General features: G+C 57.1%; 13 protein-coding genes. 5 read left to right on the forward strand and 8 right to left on the reverse strand.

Going from position 1 to position 19,998, the window contains the following annotated elements:
- Positions 1–35: 35 nt before the first annotated feature.
- The 3 genes from gntX to gntT all read left to right on the forward strand — a co-directional run bounded on the left by gntX (position 36) and on the right by gntT (position 2,975).
- On the forward strand, positions 36–716 hold the full coding sequence (gntX, locus tag INF61_RS05915; RefSeq protein WP_017384146.1) for a DNA utilization protein GntX: 681 nt from the start codon (positions 36–38) through the stop codon (positions 714–716).
- A 61-nt stretch (positions 717–777) separates the two neighbouring features.
- Positions 778–1,353 carry a Fe-S biogenesis protein NfuA gene (nfuA, locus tag INF61_RS05920; protein WP_003861601.1) on the forward strand — a complete coding sequence of 192 codons (576 nt, stop codon included), beginning with the start codon at positions 778–780 and terminating at the stop codon, positions 1,351–1,353.
- 305 nt (positions 1,354–1,658) lie between these two features.
- Complete coding sequence (gene gntT / locus INF61_RS05925; protein WP_017384145.1) at positions 1,659–2,975, forward strand: gluconate transporter; 1,317 nt, start codon at positions 1,659–1,661, stop codon at positions 2,973–2,975.
- An 86-nt stretch (positions 2,976–3,061) separates the two neighbouring features.
- On the opposite strand, the gene malQ is transcribed toward gntT, so the two are convergent.
- Positions 3,062–5,143, reverse strand: a complete 2,082-nt coding sequence (gene malQ, locus INF61_RS05930; protein WP_193547616.1) for a 4-alpha-glucanotransferase — start codon at positions 5,141–5,143, stop codon at positions 3,062–3,064.
- 9 nt (positions 5,144–5,152) lie between these two features.
- Positions 5,153–7,546: a maltodextrin phosphorylase gene (gene malP / locus INF61_RS05935; RefSeq protein ID WP_193547617.1), complete on the reverse strand. Its 2,394-nt coding sequence runs from the start codon at positions 7,544–7,546 to the stop codon at positions 5,153–5,155.
- A 572-nt stretch (positions 7,547–8,118) separates the two neighbouring features.
- Between malP and malT the strand changes: the two genes are divergently transcribed.
- Entirely contained in the window at positions 8,119–10,824 is a 2,706-nt protein-coding gene (gene malT, locus INF61_RS05940) for an HTH-type transcriptional regulator MalT (RefSeq protein ID WP_015571449.1), read from the forward strand.
- 98 nt (positions 10,825–10,922) lie between these two features.
- Here malT and INF61_RS05945 read toward each other — a convergent pair whose 3' ends face one another.
- The 3 genes from INF61_RS05945 to glpE are packed head-to-tail and all read right to left on the reverse strand — an operon-like array spanning position 10,923 to position 12,908.
- A complete protein-coding gene (locus tag INF61_RS05945) occupies positions 10,923–11,681 on the reverse strand; it encodes a DeoR/GlpR family transcriptional regulator (RefSeq protein ID WP_017384141.1) in 759 nt (252 codons plus the stop codon).
- A gap of 16 nt (positions 11,682–11,697) precedes the next feature.
- Positions 11,698–12,528: a rhomboid family intramembrane serine protease GlpG gene (gene glpG, locus INF61_RS05950; protein ID WP_015571451.1), complete on the reverse strand. Its 831-nt coding sequence runs from the start codon at positions 12,526–12,528 to the stop codon at positions 11,698–11,700.
- Positions 12,529–12,575: 47 nt separating this feature from the next.
- Positions 12,576–12,908, reverse strand: a complete 333-nt coding sequence (gene glpE, locus INF61_RS05955; RefSeq protein ID WP_015571452.1) for a thiosulfate sulfurtransferase GlpE — start codon at positions 12,906–12,908, stop codon at positions 12,576–12,578.
- Positions 12,909–13,193: 285 nt separating this feature from the next.
- Here glpE and glpD point away from each other — a divergent pair, with 285 nt between their 5' ends.
- Positions 13,194–14,702: a glycerol-3-phosphate dehydrogenase gene (gene glpD / locus INF61_RS05960; RefSeq protein ID WP_015571453.1), complete on the forward strand. Its 1,509-nt coding sequence runs from the start codon at positions 13,194–13,196 to the stop codon at positions 14,700–14,702.
- 88 nt (positions 14,703–14,790) lie between these two features.
- Here the strand turns inward: glpD and glgP are convergent, their stop codons facing one another.
- From glgP to glgC, 3 genes are read right to left on the reverse strand one after another with little or no spacing between them, the layout of a single operon-like run.
- Positions 14,791–17,238 carry a glycogen phosphorylase gene (gene glgP, locus INF61_RS05965; protein ID WP_032103634.1) on the reverse strand — a complete coding sequence of 816 codons (2,448 nt, stop codon included), beginning with the start codon at positions 17,236–17,238 and terminating at the stop codon, positions 14,791–14,793.
- 18 nt (positions 17,239–17,256) lie between these two features.
- Positions 17,257–18,690, reverse strand: a complete 1,434-nt coding sequence (glgA, locus tag INF61_RS05970) for a glycogen synthase GlgA (RefSeq protein ID WP_017384140.1) — start codon at positions 18,688–18,690, stop codon at positions 17,257–17,259.
- Positions 18,690–19,985 (reverse strand): glucose-1-phosphate adenylyltransferase, encoded by a 1,296-nt coding sequence (gene glgC, locus INF61_RS05975; protein ID WP_017384139.1) that lies wholly within the window; start codon positions 19,983–19,985, stop codon positions 18,690–18,692. The genes glgA and glgC overlap by 1 nt, the downstream gene beginning before the upstream one ends.
- Positions 19,986–19,998: the final 13 nt, after the last annotated feature.

Genomic DNA, 19,998 nt, shown 5'->3' on the forward strand with positions numbered 1-19,998 from the left:
AGTTAACGTTCTCTTTTTTCACATGGAGGTTGCGTATGCTAACAGTGCCCGGCTTGTGCTGGCTATGCCGAATGCCACTTGCGATGAGCGCGTGGGGCGTCTGTTCCGTTTGCACGCGAGCGCTGGGTTACCTGAAGGGCTGTCCGCAATGCGGCTTGCCTGCCGTAAGCCAGACGCTCCCCTGCGGCCGTTGCCTGAAAAAAGCGCCGCCGTGGAGCGCGCTGGTGGCGGTGGATGATTACGTTTTGCCGCTGAGTCGTCTGGTTCATCAGTTTAAGTTTTCCAGCCAGACTGCACTGGCGCAGCCCCTGGCACGCCTGTTGTTACTGGCGGTATTACAGGCGCGAAGAACGCGCGGGCTGCCGCCGGTCGACACGCTTGTGAACGTGCCACTGTTTCAGCGTCGGCACTGGCGGCGGGGATACAATCAGAGCGACCTGCTGTGCCGTCCGCTCGCCCACTGGCTGGGTTGCCGGTACCCAGCCTCTGCGCTGAAACGTACTCATGCCACTGCCGTTCAGCACCGGCTCAACGCCCGGTCGCGCAAAAGGAACCTGAAAAACGCCTTTCGCCTTGAATTGCCGGTCAACGGCCTCCATATCGCGATTGTGGATGATGTCGTCACCACGGGCAGTACCGTGGCTGAACTTTCCCGACTGCTTTTGCAAAGCGGCGCCGCGTCAGTTCAGGTATGGTGTCTGTGCCGTACCTTGTAGCCCTTCTTCAATGGGCGTATGATTATACCCAGGTAATTTAGTCAACTATTAGGTCAAAGCTATGATCCGTATTTCCGATTCTGCACAAGCGCACTTTGCCAAACTGCTGGCAAATCAGGAAGAAGGGACGCAGATCCGCGTGTTTGTGATCAATCCAGGCACTCCGAATGCAGAATGTGGTGTCTCTTATTGTCCTCCGGATGCTGTGGAAGCAACTGACACTGCCCTTAAATTTGAACAGCTCACCGCGTACGTTGATGAGCTGAGCGCGCCGTATCTTGAAGATGCGGAGATTGATTTCGTCACTGACCAGCTGGGTTCTCAGCTGACGCTGAAGGCGCCAAACGCGAAGATGCGTAAAGTCTCTGACGATGCCCCGCTGATGGAGCGTGTGGAATATCTGCTGCAATCGCAGATCAACCCGCAGCTGGCCGGCCACGGGGGACGTGTTTCCCTGATGGAAATCACCGAAGATGGTCTGGCGATCCTGCAATTCGGCGGCGGCTGTAACGGCTGCTCCATGGTTGATGTAACCCTGAAAGAAGGGATCGAGAAGCAGCTGTTGAACGAATTCCCGGAACTGAAAGGCGTGCGCGATCTGACCGAGCACCAGCGCGGCGAGCACTCTTACTACTGATTCAGTCCCCGTCTGTATTGCCCGGTGGCGCTGCGCTTACCGGGCCTACTTTTTCTTGCCTCCCCCTCTGTATGTTGACCTGCGTCTCATAATTCAAATTTTGCCTCCCTGGGTGATTCTCAATCACCGCATGTTACCCGTATCATTCTCGTGGGCACTCAACACCCTTATAACAGCCGACTAAACTTAACGTTTTCGCAGGCATCAGTATGAGTGCCGTTAACACTCTGTTCCCAGTTGGGACAACCGGAATTTGTCGTTGAAACAATGACGTTACCCATAACAATTCAAAGGCCAGGTCAATCATGCCATTAGTCATCGTCGCTATCGGTGTTGTGTTATTACTGCTCTTGATGATCCGCTTCAAAATGAACGGATTTATCGCTCTGGTTCTGGTGGCACTTGCAGTCGGTCTGATGCAGGGAATGCCGCTGGTTAAAGTTATCAGCTCCATTAAAGCCGGTGTCGGCGGTACGCTCGGCAGCCTGGCGCTGATCATGGGCTTCGGCGCCATGCTCGGTAAAATGCTCGCGGACTGCGGTGGCGCACAGCGTATTGCCACCACGCTGATCGACAAATTTGGTAAGAAGAACATTCAATGGGCGGTGGTGTTAACCGGTTTTACCGTCGGTTTCGCGCTGTTCTATGAAGTGGGCTTCGTGCTGATGCTGCCGCTGGTGTTCACCATCGCCGCTGCCGCCAACATCCCGCTGCTGTTCGTGGGTGTGCCGATGGCTGCGGCGCTGTCCGTCACCCACGGTTTCCTGCCGCCGCATCCGGGCCCAACGGCTATCGCCACCATCTTCCATGCCGATATGGGTAAAACCCTGCTGTTTGGTACGATTCTGGCGATCCCGACGGTGATTCTGGCAGGCCCGGTGTATGCGCGCTTCCTGAAAGGCATTGATAAGCCTATCCCGGAAGGGCTGTACAGCGCCAAAACCTTTACTGAAGAAGAGATGCCAGGCTTTGGCGTCAGCGTCTGGACCTCACTGGTACCGGTGATCCTGATGGCGATGCGTGCCATAGCAGAGATGGTTCTGCCGAAAGGTCACGCGTTCCTGTCCGTTGCGGAGTTCCTGGGCGACCCGGTGATGGCGACGCTGATTGCGGTCCTGATCGCCATGTTCACCTTCGGTCTTAACCGTGGCCGTTCCATGGATCAGATCAACGACACGCTGACTTCTTCCATTAAAATCATTGCCATGATGCTGCTGATCATCGGCGGTGGCGGCGCGTTCAAGCAGGTGCTGGTCGACAGCGGCGTGGATAAATACATCGCGGCCATGATGCATGAAACCAACGTCTCCCCGCTGCTGATGGCATGGTCTATTGCCGCGGTGTTGCGTATCGCGCTGGGCTCTGCGACCGTTGCGGCGATTACCGCGGGCGGTATCGTTGCGCCGCTGATTGCGACCACGGGCGTCAGCCCTGAGCTGATGGTTATCGCGGTTGGTTCCGGGAGCGTGATTTTCTCCCACGTGAACGATCCGGGCTTCTGGCTGTTCAAGGAGTACTTCAACCTGACCATCGGTGAAACCATCAAGTCCTGGTCCGCGCTGGAAACCATCATTTCGGTGTGCGGTCTGGTCGGGGTGCTGCTGTTGAATATGGTGGTTTGATGTAAAAAAGCCGGGTGGCGCTGACGCTTACCCGGCCTACATTCTATTCCCTCTCCCTTTGGGAGAGGGTTAGGGTGAGGGTGAAACTACCGCTTCTTACCCACCGCTTTTCGCCGCTTGTCCAAATCCTTAATCAACCTGTTCACCCCGTCATCGGCGAACATCGCTTCAAGCGTTGTGGACAGCTTGCGACGCCAGTTTTTGTACTGATAGCTGGTGCCGGGGATGTTTACCGGCTCCGCCATATCAATCCAGTCTTCCGGTTGCAGACCGAGCAACGCGCTGTTGCTGTCGGCAATATAGCGCTGTAAGCCACGGTTAAGCGTTGGCGTCATCGACATCAGCGACGCCTTATGCCCGGCGCGCTTCGGCAGACAGCCATGCTTATGCAGCGCATCCAGCAGCCCCTGCTTCGCCAGCTCGCGATCCTGATACAGCCCACGCAGAACCTCTTCATCCGGGTAGAGACCCAGCGTTTTGCCGAGCGTCAGGTCGCCGCTTTCCCAGTAGCCTCTGAGCGTAGGAAGATCATGCGTCGTCGCGACTGCCATTGACTGTTCAGGGTACGCTTTCGGCGCGCGGAAGGTTTTCTCATGGTCGTTTTCAAAATAGAGCACTTTGTAGGAGTAAACCCCGCTGTCGCGGAGCTTGCTGACAATTTCCACCGGCACGGTACCGAGATCTTCGCCAATCACCATGCACTGATGACGTTTACTCTCCAGCGCGAGGATTGAGAGCAGATCGTCCACCGGATACTGCACGTACGCCCCGTGGTCAGCCGTTTCACCGTACGGGATCCACCACAGGCGCAGCACGGACATCACGTGGTCGATACGCAACGCACCGCAGTTCTTCATGTTAGCGCGCAGCAGGTCGATAAACGGCTCGTAGGCACGCGCCGCCATCACGTGCGGATCCATCGGCGGTAAGCCCCAGTTCTGACCAAGCGGGCCCAGAATATCCGGCGGCGCCCCCACAGAAGCTTTCAGGCAGTAAAGTTCACGGTCACACCAGGTTTCCGCCCCGCCTTCCGCCACGCCGACAGCCAGATCGCGATACAACCCGATCGGCATGTTATAGCCCTGGCTCACCTGCCAGCAGGCGGCAAACTGGCTGTACGCCAGCCACTGCAACCAGAGATAGAAATCCACCTCGTCGGCATGCGTCTCACAGAATGCCTTCACTTCCGGGGTATCAACGGACTGATAGGTTTCCGGCCACACCGGCCAGCCCCAGCGCATCTCGTCCTCCTGAACCTGATACGCATGCAGCGCATCAAACGCTGCCTGCCAGTAAAGGCTCTCGCCTTCCTGCATCACAAACTGGCGGAAGGCTGTCATCTGCTCGTCGTCACGCTTCGCAAAGCCCTTCCAGGCCAGACGCAGAGCCGCCATTTTCAGCGCGGTAACGGAGGCGTAATCAACCCAGTCCGCATCGCGGGCCTGTTTCAGCAGCTGTTGCGTGGTCTCAAGCTTCCACCACGCCTGCGCCTCTTTGCTGTTTTTGAAATCGTCTAACGCGTTAACGTCGATGTAAATCACGTTCAGCCAGCGACGGGAAGACGGGCTGTACGGGCTGGCGCTTTCCGGATTCGCCGGATAGAGGGCGTGGATCGGGTTGAGGCCGATGAACGCGCCGCCGCGCTCACCAACAGATGCCAGCATCTTTTTCAGGTCGCCAAAATCACCAATGCCCCAGTTGCTGTCCGAACGCAGGGTATAGAGCTGCACGCAGGCGCCCCACAGCTTTTTGCCTTCACGCAGCGCCTGCGGCTCATAGCAGCGCTTTGGCGCCACAATCACCCGACAGTGAAAACGCTGGTCGTCCCGGGTAAGCGTAAGCGTGTGGTAGCCCTCCGGCAGCTTCGCCGGAAGGTTGAGGGTTTTGCCGCCGGTGGCATGGCCTTTGTGCTGATGCCCCTCTTCGGTGGTGAGCAGCCAGCTGAACTCGCCGCGCCCTTCCACCGCCAGCGGCATCTTTTTGCCCGCGGTAAAGACCTTGACGTTCGGCACCGGTGCACCCGACGCTTTCGCGTCGGTTTTGTGCATGGCATCCAGCAAACGTCTTTTGGTGTCCGCACCAATAGACTGCGGTTTGCCGTGCGCATTGATGTAACTGAGGCTAATTCCCGCCGCCTGCGCGGCACTGTCCAGACGTTTACTCTCCATCGCGCTTCCTTAGCGTTTTGCCTGCCAGATACGAGCCTGATAATCACGGATTGAGCGGTCAGAGCTGAACATACCGCAGCGCGCGGTGTTCAGGATACACGCGCGGGTCCAGGCATCCTGGTCGCGATACAGCACGTCGACCTGCTTCTGCGCTTCAACGTAAGCCGAGAAGTCAGCCATCACCAGGTACGGGTCGCCGCCCTGTTTGTCCATGCTGTGCAGCATCTGGTCAAACGCGTGCTTGTCGCCGTCGCTGTACTTCCCGCTTTCCAGCTCTTTGAGCACCGCATCCAGCACTTTATCTTTTTTACGCCATTTCACCGGGTCGTACCCTTTGGCTTTGATGGCTTTCACTTCTTCAACAGTATGGCCGAAGATAAAGATGTTCTCTTCGCCGACCTTCTCGGCGATTTCGACGTTCGCACCGTCCAGCGTGCCGACGGTCAGCGCGCCGTTCAGGGCCAGCTTCATGTTGCCGGTACCGGACGCTTCTTTACCGGCGGTAGAGATCTGCTCGGAAATATCCGCCGCCGGGATCAGCATTTCAGCCGCAGAAACGCAGTAGTCCGGCAGGAACACCACCTTCAGCTTGTCGCCCACTTTCGGATCGCTGTTGATCGCCGCCGCCACTTTATTAATGGCAAGGATAATGTTTTTCGCCAGGTAGTAGCCCGGCGCCGCTTTCGCACCGAACAGGAACACGCGCGGGACGCGGTCGGCCTGCGGGTTCTCGCGGATCTCTTTGTACAGCGCCAGAATGTGCAGCAGGTTCAGGTGCTGACGTTTGTACTCGTGCAGTCGTTTGATCTGGATATCGAAAATCGCATTCGGGTTGATCTCAATTCCGGTGCGCATTTTCACAAACTCGGCCAGACGAACCTTGTTCTCCAGCTTAATGGCGCGGTACTGCTCGCGGAACTTCGCGTTGTCGGCCTGTTTTTCCAGGTTGATGAGCTGGTCCAGGTCGTTGGCCCACTCTTTCTTCAGGGTCTTGTCCAGCAGGCCGGCCAGCAGCGGGTTGCACTGCTTGATCCAGCGACGCGGCGTGATGCCGTTGGTCACGTTATGGAATTTGGTCGGCCACAGCTGGTGGTATTCCGGGAAGAGATCTTTCACCACCAGATCCGAGTGCAGCGCGGCAACGCCGTTCACCGCAAAGCCGCTGACCACGCACATGTTCGCCATGCGCACCTGCTTGTCGTGCACAACGGCCAGCTTCGCCCAGACGGCCTTATCGCCCGGCCAGGTTTTCTCCACCAGCGTTTTGAACTGGTCGTTAATCTTGTTGATGATCTGCATATGGCGCGGCAGCAGCGTTTTCACCAGCTTCTCATCCCAGCACTCGAGCGCTTCCGGCATCAGGGTGTGGTTGGTGTAGGCGAAGGTGCGGCTGGTGATGGCCCAGGCGTCGTCCCAGCTCAGCTGATGCTCGTCGATCAGCACGCGCAGCAGTTCCGGGATGGCAATGGTCGGATGCGTGTCGTTAAGCTGAATAACTTCGAAGTCCGGCAGCTGAGCCAGCTTGCGGCCCGCCAGGTGGTGGCGACGCAGAATATCCGCCACGGAACAGGCGCACTGGAAGTACTGCTGCATCAGACGCAGCTTTTTACCCGCCAGATGATTATCGTTCGGGTAGAGGACTTTGGTCAGCTTCTCGGCGTCGATCCCCTGCTGCTCGGCGCGCAGGAAATCACCGTCGTTGAATTTGGTCAGGTTAAACGGATGCGCGTGCTTCGCCTGCCACAGGCGCAGCGGCTGCGCCACGCCGTTACGGTAGCCGAGTACCGGCAGGTCCCAGGCTTCACCGGTAATGGTGAACGCCGGTTCCCAGAGTCCCTGCTTCGTGACTTTCCCGCCAATCCCGACCTGCACATCCAGCTGCGCGTTGTGGCGGAACCACGGATAGGTATTGCGGTGCCAGTCATCCGGCGCTTCCATCTGATGGCCGTCGGCAAATGACTGACGAAACAGGCCGTACTGATAGTTCAGGCCATAGCCAATCGCCGACTGGCCCACGGTTGCCATGGAATCCAGGAAGCAGGCTGCCAGACGTCCCAGACCGCCGTTACCCAGCGCCGGATCAATCTCTTCTTCCAGCAGATCGGTCAGGTTGATGTCGTGTTCTTTCAGCACGTCACCGACCTCCTGATACCAGCCAAGGTTCAGCAGATTGTTACCCGTCAGACGGCCAATCAGGAACTCCATTGAAATGTAGTTGACGTGACGCTGGCCTTTCACGGGCTTCGTCATAGGCTGAGCGTCCAGCTGCTCTGCGAGCGCCCCGCTCACCGCCTGCCACCACTGGTGAGGCGTCATTTCGTTTGCAGCATGAAGACCAAAACGCTGCCACTGACGCGTCAGGGCAGCCTGAAATTGAGCTTTGTTGAAAGTAGGCTGTGACATAGGGAATCGGCATCCTGTAGAGAGTAAAAACATTTAACGCTAGTGTGCCTGGCTCATTGTGCCTCTTCCTCCTCCTGTCGGGGATTAGACAGGGAGGAGTAGCGGGGATGAGCATAAAAGTGTGATCGAGGCCACTGTGTGAGTGTGCGCTTCGCGGAAAAAGCGATCCCGGAAGAGCGTCAAAGAAATGAAATGCAGTTTCGGAGGAAATTAATCATCGCTGAAATGATTACTTACGTAGAATAATATTTCCGCGCGTCGCGATTATTCAGCACCCCTATTAAGCCGATGCAACTTTCCCCGAAGTTAATTAACTTCAGCGTCATTATCTCTTTCTGAAACCAGTTTCAGCGCAACCGCGACTTATGCACACAAGCCAGAAGCAGCGCGGCATCCAGCCATTTACGGAAAGTTCCATCAGTGATGAGAATGTTTTGTGACAGAGTGCAAATTCAGAGCCTCCAAACCCAGACATAACTTGCAATAGTTCCTCTATTGGCCGAACTTATAGATATTAATTACGAAGCGCAAAAAAAATAAATTCTCTCGTTCCCCACAGTGAAGTGAAAACTATGTTGATTCCGTCCAAATTAAGTCGCCCGGTTCGTCTTGACCATACTGTGGTCCGCGAGCGCCTGCTGGCTAAACTTTCCGGTGCGCATAATTTCCGACTGGCGCTGGTTACGAGTCCTGCGGGTTATGGAAAAACAACGCTCATTTCGCAATGGGCGGCAGGTAAAAGCGATCTTGGCTGGTACTCCCTGGATGAAGGGGATAACCAGCAGGAGCGTTTTGCCAGCTATTTAATTGCCGCGATTCAGCAGGCAACCAACGGACACTGCGTCACCAGCGAGGTGATGGTGCAAAAGCGCCAGTACGCCAGCCTGTCCTCTCTTTTCTCCCAGCTGTTTATAGAGCTGGCCGAATGGCATCGCCCGCTGTATGTGGTGATTGATGATTATCATCTGATCACCAACCCGGTTATTCACGAGTCCATGCGTTTCTTCCTGCGCCATCAGCCGGAAAACCTGACGCTGGTTGTCCTGTCGCGTAACCTTCCGCAGTTGGGCATTGCCAACCTGCGCGTGCGCGATCAGCTGCTGGAAATCGGCAGTCAGCAGCTGGCCTTTACCCATCAGGAAGCGAAGCAGTTCTTTGACTGCCGCCTGACGTCTCCGATTGAGGCGTCGGAAAGCAGCCGCCTGTGCGATGACGTTGCCGGCTGGGCCACGGCGCTTCAGCTGATTGCCCTCTCCGCGCGGCAAAACAACAGCCCGACGCATCAGTCCGCACGCCGCCTGGCGGGCATCAACGCCAGCCACCTGTCGGATTATCTGGTGGATGAGGTACTCGACAGCGTTGACCTCTCCACCCGCCATTTCCTGCTGAAAAGCTCCCTGCTGCGTTCCATGAACGATGCGCTGATTGTACGCGTCACCGGCATTGAAAACGGGCAGCTTCAGCTCGAAGAGATTGAACGTCAGGGTCTGTTCCTGACGCGCATGGACGATCCCGGCGAATGGTTTAGCTACCATCCGCTGTTTGGCAGCTTCCTGCGCCAGCGTTGCCAGTGGGAACTGGCCGCAGAGCTGCCTGACATTCACCGCGCCGCCGCCGAAAGCTGGATGGCGCAAGGTTTCCCGAGCGAGGCTATCCACCATGCGCTGGCCGCCGGGGATGCCGGTATGCTGCGCGATATTCTGCTCAACCACGCGTGGGGACTGTTCAACCACAGTGAACTGACGCTGCTGGAAGAGTCGTTAAAAGCGCTGCCGTGGGAAAGCCTGCTGGAGAATCCGCGTCTGGTGCTGCTCCAGGCCTGGCTGATGCAGAGCCAGCATCGCTACAGCGAAGTGAACACCCTGCTGGCGCGCGCTGAGCAGGAGATGGAAAGCGAGATGGATACCACCCTGCATGGCGAATTTAACGCCCTGCGTGCGCAGGTGGCGATTAACGACGGTGACCCTGAGGAAGCCGAACGGCTGGCGATGGTCGCGCTGGATGAGCTGCCGCTGGCGAATTTTTACAGCCGTATTGTGGCCACCTCGGTACACGGCGAAGTGCTGCACTGTAAGGGCGATCTCACGCGTTCGCTTTCACTCATGCAGCAAACCGAACAGATGGCGCGCCGCCACGATGTCTGGCATTACGCCCTCTGGAGCCTGATCCAGCAAAGCGAGATTTTATTTGCTCAGGGATTCCTGCAAGCCGCCTGGGAAAACCAGGAGAAAGCGTTCCAGCTGATCCGTGAACAACATCTGGAACAGCTGCCGATGCACGAGTTCCTGTTGCGTATTCGCGCTCAGCTGCTGTGGGCATGGTCGCGTCTGGATGAAGCAGAAAGCTGTGCCCGCCAGGGTCTGAATGTCCTTTCGAGCTTCCAGCCGCAGCAGCAGCTCCAGTGTCTGGCTCTGCTGGTGCAGTGCTCGCTGGCGCGCGGCGACCTGGATAATGCCCGCAACCATCTTAACCGCCTGGAAAACCTGCTCGGCAACGGGCAGTACCATAGCGACTGGGTGTCCAACGCCGATAAGGTGCGGGTGATTTACTGGCAGATGACCGGCGATAAAAAGTCCGCCGCCAACTGGCTGCGTCATACGCCTAAACCGGAATTTGCCAATAACCACTTCCTGCAAAGCCAGTGGCGCAACATCGCTCGCGTGCAGATCCTGCTGGGTGACTTTGAGCCTGCCGAGATTGTGCTGGAAGAGTTAAACGAAAACGCCCGCAGCCTGCGCCTGATGAGCGATTTAAACCGCAACCTGCTGCTGTTAAACCAGCTTTACTGGCAGGCGGGCCGTAAAAACGATGCCCAGCGCGTACTGCTGGAAGCATTGCAGCTGGCGAACCGCACCGGGTTTATCAGCCACTTTGTGATTGAGGGTGAAGTGATGGCCCAGCAGCTGCGCCAGCTGATTCAGCTGAACACACTGCCAGAACTCGATCAGCATCGCGCCCAGCGCATTCTGCGCGAGATTAACCAGCACCACCGCCACAAGTTTGCGCACTTCGATGAGAACTTTGTTGAACGTCTGCTGAACCATCCGGAAGTGCCGGAGCTTATCCGCACCAGCCCGCTCACCCAGCGTGAATGGCAGGTGCTGGGGCTGATCTATTCCGGCTACAGCAACGAGCAGATTGCCGGTGAGCTGGCGGTGGCGGCGACCACCATCAAAACGCACATTCGCAATCTGTATCAGAAGCTGGGCGTAGCGCATCGACAGGATGCGGTGCAGCATGCGCAGCAGCTGTTGAAGATGATGGGATATGGAGTGTAATTCCTCTGCGGTCTGATGCCCTCACCCCGGCCCTCTCCCACAGGGAGAGGGAGAAAATTTTGTAGGTCGGGTAAGCGCAGCGCCATCCGACACAACCGCTAGCACAATTCCAGCTGCAAATTGTTATCCTTAATTACCTGCATCACGCCCGCCGGCGGCATTACGTCGGTGTAAACCGCATCCACCATGCTGATGCTGCCCATGTTGACCATCGCGTTACGGCCAAATTTGGAGTGGTCCACCACCAGCATCACGTGACGTGAGTTTTCAATGATCGCGCGCTTGGTGCGCACCTCGTGGTAATCAAACTCCAGCAGCGAGCCGTCGCTGTCGATGCCGCTGATCCCCAGAATGCCGAAGTCGAGGCGGAACTGAGAGATAAAATCGAGCGTCGCTTCGCCGATAATGCCCCCGTCGCGGCTGCGCAGTTCGCCGCCCGCGAGGATGATGCGGAAATCGTCTTTCTGCATCAACGTGTTGGCCACGTTCAGGTTGTTGGTCACCACGCGCAGGTTCTCGTGGTTCAGCAGCGCATGGGCGACCGCTTCCGGCGTGGTGCCGATATCAATAAACAGCGTCGCGCCGTTCGGGATCTGGCTCGCCACTTTACGGGCGATACGCTCTTTCTCTGCCGTTTGCGTCGCCTTACGGTCATGCCATGAGGTGTTCACCGAGCTGGACGGCAGCGCGGCGCCGCCGTGGTGACGCAGAATACGGTTCTGATCGGCCAGGTCGTTGAGGTCACGACGGATGGTTTGCGGGCTGACGGCAAACTGCTCCACCAGCTCTTCAGTACTGACGTATCCCTGTTTTTTTACCAGTTCGATAATGGCGTCATGACGTTGTGTTTGTTTCATGAAATATCCCTGGGTATTATGTTCGTTTTCGCGCATGGAGCGTATCGGCCAGCGCCATCGCCAGCCCAACCGCCAGGCCGGTAACGTGCGCACCATTGGCGATAGACATACCAAACAGATCAAACCATCCGGCAATAAGCCATATTAACGCAAAGGTTATTAATCCACGTTGTAAATAGATGCCGCTATCCGGGTCGCGCTCGCCTCTGAGCCAGGCGTAACCCATCAGGGCGTACACCACGCCGGATAACCCGCCAAACCATGGACCGCTGAATTTGTGCTGCACGTAGCCGCTTAACAGGGCGCTGATAAGGGTGATCACAATCAGCTTGCCGCTGCCGAGCCGCTTCTCCACCGCCCCGCCGAGATACCACCACCACAGCAGGTTAAAGAGGATATGCATCACCGAGAAGTGCATCAGCGCATGCGTGAAGTAGCGCCAGACGTCAAATTGCAGGGAGGGATCGTACGGCCATGCGAGGGCAATCATCACGCTCTGGTCGCCCACCACGCTCATAATAATGAAGACGATGATGCAGGCTGCCATCAAAAGCAGCGTAAACGGCCCTGCGCGCTCGCGGAGGGTGGCGAGAAACGGAAAACGTTGATAGTGCAGGCCACTGCCGGTCTGGCCGGATTGCCAGCTTGCCGCCAGATAACGCGGGTCGCCCGGGTTTTCCAGAAAACGCGCCAGCTCGTCATTCACGCGGCCGGCCTGGCTTTCGTCTGCCAGCCAGACATCCGTCTGTGTATGCTGCTGAATAGTCAGGATAATGCCCTGCGTCGCCATATAGTCGACAAACGCCTGGGCGACGCGCGGGTTGCTAAAAGAAGTGATCATCAACATGGGCAGCGGTCGCTTATTTCCACACAAAAGGGGACAGTATAGCGGGATCAGCGCTCAAACGCGTATTCAACTTCTGCCGGGAAATGACGATGCCAGGCATCGAAGCCGCCATCGACGCTGTACACCGCGTCGTAACCCTGCTGGAGCAGATACTGCGCCGCGCCTTTACTACTGTTGCCGTGATAGCACATCACCATCACCGGGGTATCGAAGTCGTTATCGCGCATAAACGCGCCCAGCGTGTCGTTGGTGAGATGGAACGCGCCCGGCGTGTGGCCCATCGCAAAGCTCTGCGGATCGCGGATATCCACCAGCACCGCTTGTCCCTGGTGCATCTTCTGATGGGCTTCTTCTACGTTAATACATTCAAACTGATCCATGGTGTTCTCATCTTATATTCAGGTGTGGTGCGGTTTTCCCCTCACCCTACCCTCTCCCGGAGGGAGAGGGAAACGGATCACCCTCTCCCCGTGGGAGAGGGCTGGGGTGAGGGCATCAGACCGCACTATTTTACCCCGTAGTGTACGTCCTGGCGGCGGGTAAACGCCATTATGTTATCCATATCACTCTAAATTGTTTTTTTGATGTTACCAAAAGCGCGTTCCTTTGCTATTATGAGCGATATCGAACATTTTTGAGCTTTAACGAAAGTGCATGAGGGTGTTATGGAAACCAAAGATCTGATTGTGATAGGCGGTGGCATCAACGGTGCCGGTATTGCGGTTGATGCCGCAGGACGCGGTTTATCCGTGCTGATGCTGGAAGCTAACGATCTCGCCTGTGCGACGTCGTCCGCCAGCTCCAAGCTGATCCACGGTGGCCTGCGCTACCTGGAACACTACGAATTTCGCCTGGTCAGCGAAGCGCTGGCTGAACGCGAAGTACTGCTGAAAATGGCTCCGCATCTGGCGATCCCGATGCGTTTCCGTCTGCCTCATCGCCCGCATCTGCGTCCGGCGTGGATGATCCGCATTGGTCTGTTTATGTACGATCATCTGGGTAAACGCACCAGCCTGCCGGGTTCGACTGGTTTGCGTTTTGGCTCAGAGTCGGTCCTTAAGCCTGAAATCGTGCGCGGTTTCGAATATTCCGACTGCTGGGTGGACGATGCGCGTCTGGTGCTGGCTAACGCGCAGATGGTCGAGAAGAAAGGCGGCGAGGTGAAAACCCGTACCCGCGCGACCGCCGCACGCCGCGAAAACGGCCTGTGGATTGTGGAAGCGGAAGACGTGGATACCGGCGAGAAGTTCAGCTGGAAAGCGCGCGGCCTGGTGAACGCTACCGGCCCGTGGGTAAAACAGTTCTTCGATGACGGTATGCACCTGCCTTCTCCGTACGGCATCCGCCTGATCAAGGGCAGCCACATTGTGGTGCCGCGCGTGCATACCCAGAAACAGGCTTATATCCTGCAAAATGAAGACAAGCGCATTGTGTTTGTGATCCCGTGGATGGACGAGTTCTCCATCATCGGCACCACCGACGTAGAGTACAAAGGCGATCCGAAAAACGTTGAGATCGACGAGAGTGAAGTCAGCTATCTGTTGAAAGTGTACAACGCGCACTTTAAGAAACAGCTGGCGCGCGATGACGTGGTCTGGACCTACTCCGGCGTGCGTCCGCTGTGTGATGACGAGTCTGACTCACCGCAGGCCATCACCCGTGACTATACGCTTGATATTCATGACGTGGACGGTCAGGCGCCCCTGCTGTCGGTATTTGGCGGTAAGCTCACCACCTACCGTAAACTGGCGGAGCACGCGCTGGAGAAACTGGCGCCGTATTACAAAGGCATCGGCCCGGCGTGGACGAAAGGCGCCGTGCTGCCTGGCGGCGATATCGGCGATAACCGCGACGATTACGCCGCGAAGCTGCGTCGCCGCTTCCCGTTCATTACCGAAGGAATGGCGCGCCACTATGCCCGCACCTACGGCAGCAACACCGAACTGTTCCTCGGCGAGGCGAAAGAGATTGCCGATCTGGGCGAGCATTTTGGCCATGAGCTGTACGAAGCGGAACTGCGCTACCTGGTGGAACACGAGTGGGTGCGCCGTCTGGACGATGCTATCTGGCGTCGTACTAAAGAAGGGATGTGGCTGAATGCCGAGCAGCAGTCTCGCGTGGCGCAATGGTTGCAACAGCATGCGGGAAAGCGTGAATTGTCGTTGGCGTCGTAATTGAAAAAAAGCCGGGTGGCGGCTCCGCCTTACCCGGCCTACTCGATCCCGTAGGCCCGGTAAGCGCAGCGCCACCGGGCTTTTTTTTTTACAACCGCACCGGATCAATATGCCAGATATTCTCGGCATACTCTTTGATGGTCCTGTCCGACGAGAAGTATCCCATGTTGGCGATGTTATGCATCGCGGCGCTGGTCCACTTCTCCTGCTGACGGTACAGTTCGTCCACCTTATCCTGACAATCCACGTAGCTGCGGTAATCCGCCAGCACCTGATAGTGATCGCCAAAGTTAATCAGCGAGTCCACCAGATCGCGATAGCGTCCGGGCTCCTCAGGGTTAAACACGCCGGTGGCGATTTGCGTCAGCACCTGGCGTAACTCTTCATCCTCTTCATAATACTCACGCGGCGAGTAGCCCTGCTTGCGCAGCGCCTCCACCTCTTCCGCCGTATTCCCGAAAATAAAGATATTCTCCGCGCCCACATGCTCCAGCATTTCGACATTTGCGCCGTCCAGCGTGCCGATAGTCAGCGCGCCGTTCAGGGCAAACTTCATGTTACTGGTGCCGGATGCTTCCGTCCCCGCCGTGGAAATCTGCTCAGAGAGATCCGCCGCCGGAATAATCAGCTGCGCCAGGCTTACGCTGTAGTTCGGGATAAACACGACCTTCAGCTTATCGCCAATGTCCGGATCGTGGTTCACCACCTTCGCCACATCGTTGATGAGATGAATGATGTGCTTCGCCATGTAGTACGCGGACGCCGCCTTACCGGCAAAGATTTTCACGCGCGGCACCCACTCCGCCGTCGGGTCAGCCTTAATGCGGTTGTAGTGGGTAATAACGTGCAGGACATTCATCAGCTGACGCTTGTACTCGTGGATACGTTTGATTTGCACGTCGAACAGCGCTTTCGGGTTCGCCACCACGTTCAGATGCATCGCCAGCCAGACCGCCAGACGCTTCTTGTTCAGCAGCTTGGCTTCCCGTACCGCTTTATTCACCGTCGGGAAATCAATGTGCTGCTCCAGCTCGCTCAGCTGGCTCAAATCGGTGCGCCAGGTGCGGCCAATGTTCTCATCCAGAACATCGGAGAGCGGCTGGTTCGCCAGCGCCAGCCAGCGGCGCGGGGTGACGCCGTTGGTCACGTTGCAGAAACGCGTCGGGAAGATCTTCGCGAAGTCCGCAAACAGCGACTGCACCATCAGGTTCGAGTGCAGCTCTGACACGCCGTTCACCTTGTGGCTGATCACCACCGCCAGCCAGGCCATGCGTACGCGACGCCCGTTGGATTCATCAATGATCGAGGCGCGGCTCAGCAGACCGGTATCGTTCGGGTACTGCTCCTGCAAGGTCTTGAGGAAGTAGTCGTTGATCTCGAAGATGATTTGCAGATGGCGCGGCAGAATTTTGCCGAGCATATCCACCGGCCACGTCTCCAGCGCTTCACTCATCAGCGTATGGTTGGTGTACGAGAACACCTGGCAGGTTACTTCAAACGCGTCATCCCAGCTGAACTTATGCTCGTCAATCAGCAGGCGCATCAGCTCAGGGATCGACAGCACCGGATGGGTATCGTTGAGGTGAATGGCGGTTTTTTCCGCCAGATTCGCATAGGTTTTGTGCAGCTGATAGTGACGGCTAAGGATATCCTGAATCGTTGCCGAGACGAGGAAATACTCCTGACGCAGGCGCAGCTCGCGGCCTGAGTAGGTCGAGTCATCCGGATACAGGACGCGTGACACATTCTCGGAGTGGTTTTTATCTTCCACCGCCGCGAAGTAGTCACCCTGGTTGAATTTACCCAGGTTGATCTCGCTACTGGCCTGCGCGTTCCACAGGCGCAGCGTATTGGTCGCATCGGTGTCGTAGCCGGGGATGATCTGGTCATAGGCCACGGCGAGGATCTCCTCGGTTTCCACCCAGCGGGATTTTTTCCCTTCCTGCTGAATACGCCCGCCAAAACGCACCTTGTAGCGCGTGTTGTGGCGCTTGAACTCCCACGGGTTACCATACTCCAGCCAGTAGTCTGGAGACTCTTTCTGACGACCATCCACGATATTCTGCTTGAACATACCGTAGTCGTAGCGAATACCGTAGCCGCGCCCCGGCAGCGCCAGCGTCGCCAGTGAATCGAGGAAACAGGCGGCAAGACGCCCGAGACCACCGTTACCCAGCCCCGGGTCGTTCTCTTCGTCAATCAGCTCTTCTAAATCCAGCCCCATCTCTTCCAGTGCGTTTTTGACGTCGTCATAAATCCCGAGCGATAACAGCGCATTGGAGAGGGTGCGACCAATCAGAAACTCCATCGACAGGTAATACACCTGTCGCGTCTCCTGCGAAAGCTGGGCGCGGTTGGAGCGCAGCCAGCGTTCGACCATACGGTCACGCACCGCAAACAGCGTGGCGTTCAGCCACTCATGTTTGTTGGCAATAACGGGATCTTTCCCAATGGTAAACATCAGCTTATAGGCGATGGAGTGTTTCAACGCCTCAACGCTGAGCGTGGGGGAAGAGTAGCTAAATGGAGCATTCATATCAGTAACTTCGCCTCGTTACATCAAGCGTTGATAAAGGTCGCGGTAGGACTGCGCCGCAACGTGCCAGCCAAAGTCCATGGACATCGCCTGACGTTGTACGTAACGCCACAGGGATGGACGGGACCACAAGACGAAAGCACGCCGGATCGCCCGAAGCAGCGACCAGGCATTACTGTCCTCGAAAACAAACCCGCTGGCGATACCGTCCGCCAGGTTTTCCAGGGAGCTGTCAGACACCGTATCCGCCAGCCCGCCCGTGCGGCGTACCAGCGGCAACGTGCCGTATTTCAGACCATAGAGCTGCGTCAGGCCGCAGGGCTCGAAGCGGCTCGGCACCAGAATCACGTCCGCGCCGCCCATGATGCGGTGCGAGAACGCTTCGTGATAGCCAATCTGCACGCCCACCTGCCCCGGATGTTCCGCCGCGGCCGCAAGGAAACCTTCCTGCAATACCGGGTCGCCCGCGCCGAGCAGCGCCAGCTGGCCGCCCTGCTCCAGTAATCCCGGCAGCGCTTCCAGCACCAGATCCAGCCCTTTCTGGCTGGTCAGGCGGCTAACCACCGCAAACAGCGGCACCTTGTCGTTGACCTTCAGCCCCATCGCAATCTGTAGCTGGCGCTTGTTCTCCGCTTTGTCCTCCACGGAGTCGCGACCATAGCGCGCCGCCAGCAGGAGGTCCGTTTCCGGATTCCAGATCTGTTCATCCACGCCGTTCAGAATGCCCGACAGGCGACCTTCACGGTGGCGCTGTTGCAGTAGCCCTTCCATACCGTAACCGAACTCCGGCTGGGTAATTTCCCGCGCGTAGGTTGGGCTGACCGCCGTGATGTGGTCGGCGTAGTACAGACCGGCCTTCAGGAACGAAATCTGTCCGTTAAACTCCAGTCCGTGCATGTTAAAGAACGACCATGGCAGATCGATGTCATTCATATGATGCGCGTAATACATGCCCTGATACGCCAGGTTGTGCACCGTAAACACCGATTTGGCCGGGTGCCCCTTCGCCGCCAGATACGCAGGAGCCAGCCCCGCATGCCAGTCATGCGCGTGCACCACGTTCGGACGCCAGAACGGATCCAGTCCGACAGCCATTTCCGCCCCCACCCAGCCGAGCAGGGCAAAGCGCATCACGTTATCGGTATAGGCGTACAGGTTGGTATCGTGATACGGGCTGCCGGGTCGATCGTATAAATGCGGGGCATCAATCAGGTAAATCCCTACGCCATTGTAATGTCCAAACAGCAGGGTGATACGTCCCGCGAAGGTCTCGCGACGGGTAACAACCTTTGCATCGGGAATACCGCGCCGGATATCCGGAAAAGCGGGCAACAACACGCGGGTATCCACCCCTCCGGCGATTTGCGCCGCTGGTAATGCACCAAGAACATCCGCCAGGCCGCCCGTTTTTAACAACGGGAACATCTCAGAACATACGTGTAAAACCTGCATCATCGCTCCTGTTTGATTTGCAGCTTCCGCAACATTTCCCGTGTTACTAACACGATCCCCTCTTCCGAACGGTAGAAACGACGCGCATCTTCTTCCGCGTTTTCCCCAATCACCATCCCTTCGGGAATGATGCAGGCACGATCGATAACGCAGCGACGCAGACGACATGAGCGCCCTACCCAGACATCCGGCAGCAGAACTGCCGAATCGATATTACAGAATGAGTTTATACGCACGCGCGGGAACAGCACGGACTGCACCACCACCGAACCGGAGATAATGCAACCGCCAGAGACCAGCGAGTTGAGCGTCATGCCGTGGCTGCCGGAGCGATCCTGAACGAACTTCGCCGGCGGCAACGATTCCATATGCGTGCGAATCGGCCAGTTCTGGTCGTACATATCCAGCTCAGGCGTGACGGACGCCAGATCGAGGTTGGCTTTCCAGTAGGCTTCCAGCGTACCGACGTCGCGCCAGTAAGGTTCCGCATTCGGGTCTGACTGCACGCAGGACAGCGGGAAAGGATGTGCATACGCCATGCCAGCTTTGGTGATTTTCGGGATGATGTCTTTACCGAAGTCGTGGCTGGAGTTTTCGTCTTTGTCGTCCTCTTCCAGCAGTTCATAAAGATAATCGGCATCAAAGACATAGATCCCCATGCTGGCGAGCGATTTGGTGTCGTCGCCCGGCATGGTTGGCGGGTTCGCCGGTTTTTCGACAAAGTCGATAATCTTGTCATCGCCATCTACATGCATCACGCCAAACGCGGTTGCTTCCGCAACAGGCACCGGCAGACACGCCACGGTGCAGCGCGCCCCTTTTTCGACGTGGTCGATCAGCATGTGGGAGTAATCTTGCTTGTAGATGTGGTCCCCGGCGAGGATGACGATGTATTCCGCGCTGTAGCGACGAATGATGTCGAGGTTCTGGGTCACGGCATCCGCCGTGCCGCGGTACCAGTTCTCCCCGTGAACGCGCTGCTGCGCCGGGAGCAGATCGACAAATTCGTTCATCTCTTCGCTGAAGAATGACCAGCCGCGCTGAATGTGCTGCACCAGCGTGTGCGACTGATACTGGGTAATGACGCCAATACGGCGAATGCCTGAGTTCAGGCAGTTGGAAAGTGCAAAATCGATAATACGGAACTTACCACCAAAGTGAACGGCCGGTTTGGCGCGCTTGATGGTCAAATCTTTCAGACGGGTACCACGCCCGCCCGCGAGTATCAGGGCAACTGTTTTTAATGGTAGCTGGCGCGCCAACATTAACGGATCGTTCTTCTCTAATCTAACCATGACTAACTCCTTT

Origin of the sequence: Enterobacter cloacae complex sp. P18RS, from assembly GCF_014982105.1 — a bacterium.
In the GTDB taxonomy this organism is placed as follows: Bacteria; Pseudomonadota; Gammaproteobacteria; order Enterobacterales; family Enterobacteriaceae; genus Enterobacter; species Enterobacter hormaechei_C.

Excerpts from the sequence above, each read along its gene's own strand:
- gntX (WP_017384146.1), top strand. The coding sequence starts at position 36 with ATGCTAACAGTGCCCGGCTTGTGCTGGCTATGCCGAATGCCACTTGCG.
- nfuA (WP_003861601.1), top strand. The coding sequence starts at position 778 with ATGATCCGTATTTCCGATTCTGCACAAGCGCACTTTGCCAAACTGCTG.
- gntT (WP_017384145.1), top strand. The coding sequence starts at position 1,659 with ATGCCATTAGTCATCGTCGCTATCGGTGTTGTGTTATTACTGCTCTTG.
- malQ (WP_193547616.1), bottom strand. The coding sequence starts at position 5,143 with ATGGAGAGTAAACGTCTGGACAGTGCCGCGCAGGCGGCGGGAATTAGC.
- malP (WP_193547617.1), bottom strand. The coding sequence starts at position 7,546 with ATGTCACAGCCTACTTTCAACAAAGCTCAATTTCAGGCTGCCCTGACG.
- malT (WP_015571449.1), top strand. The coding sequence starts at position 8,119 with ATGTTGATTCCGTCCAAATTAAGTCGCCCGGTTCGTCTTGACCATACT.
- INF61_RS05945 (WP_017384141.1), bottom strand. The coding sequence starts at position 11,681 with ATGAAACAAACACAACGTCATGACGCCATTATCGAACTGGTAAAAAAA.
- glpG (WP_015571451.1), bottom strand. The coding sequence starts at position 12,528 with ATGTTGATGATCACTTCTTTTAGCAACCCGCGCGTCGCCCAGGCGTTT.
- glpE (WP_015571452.1), bottom strand. The coding sequence starts at position 12,908 with ATGGATCAGTTTGAATGTATTAACGTAGAAGAAGCCCATCAGAAGATG.
- glpD (WP_015571453.1), top strand. The coding sequence starts at position 13,194 with ATGGAAACCAAAGATCTGATTGTGATAGGCGGTGGCATCAACGGTGCC.
- glgP (WP_032103634.1), bottom strand. The coding sequence starts at position 17,238 with ATGAATGCTCCATTTAGCTACTCTTCCCCCACGCTCAGCGTTGAGGCG.
- glgA (WP_017384140.1), bottom strand. The coding sequence starts at position 18,690 with ATGCAGGTTTTACACGTATGTTCTGAGATGTTCCCGTTGTTAAAAACG.
- glgC (WP_017384139.1), bottom strand. The coding sequence starts at position 19,985 with ATGGTTAGATTAGAGAAGAACGATCCGTTAATGTTGGCGCGCCAGCTA.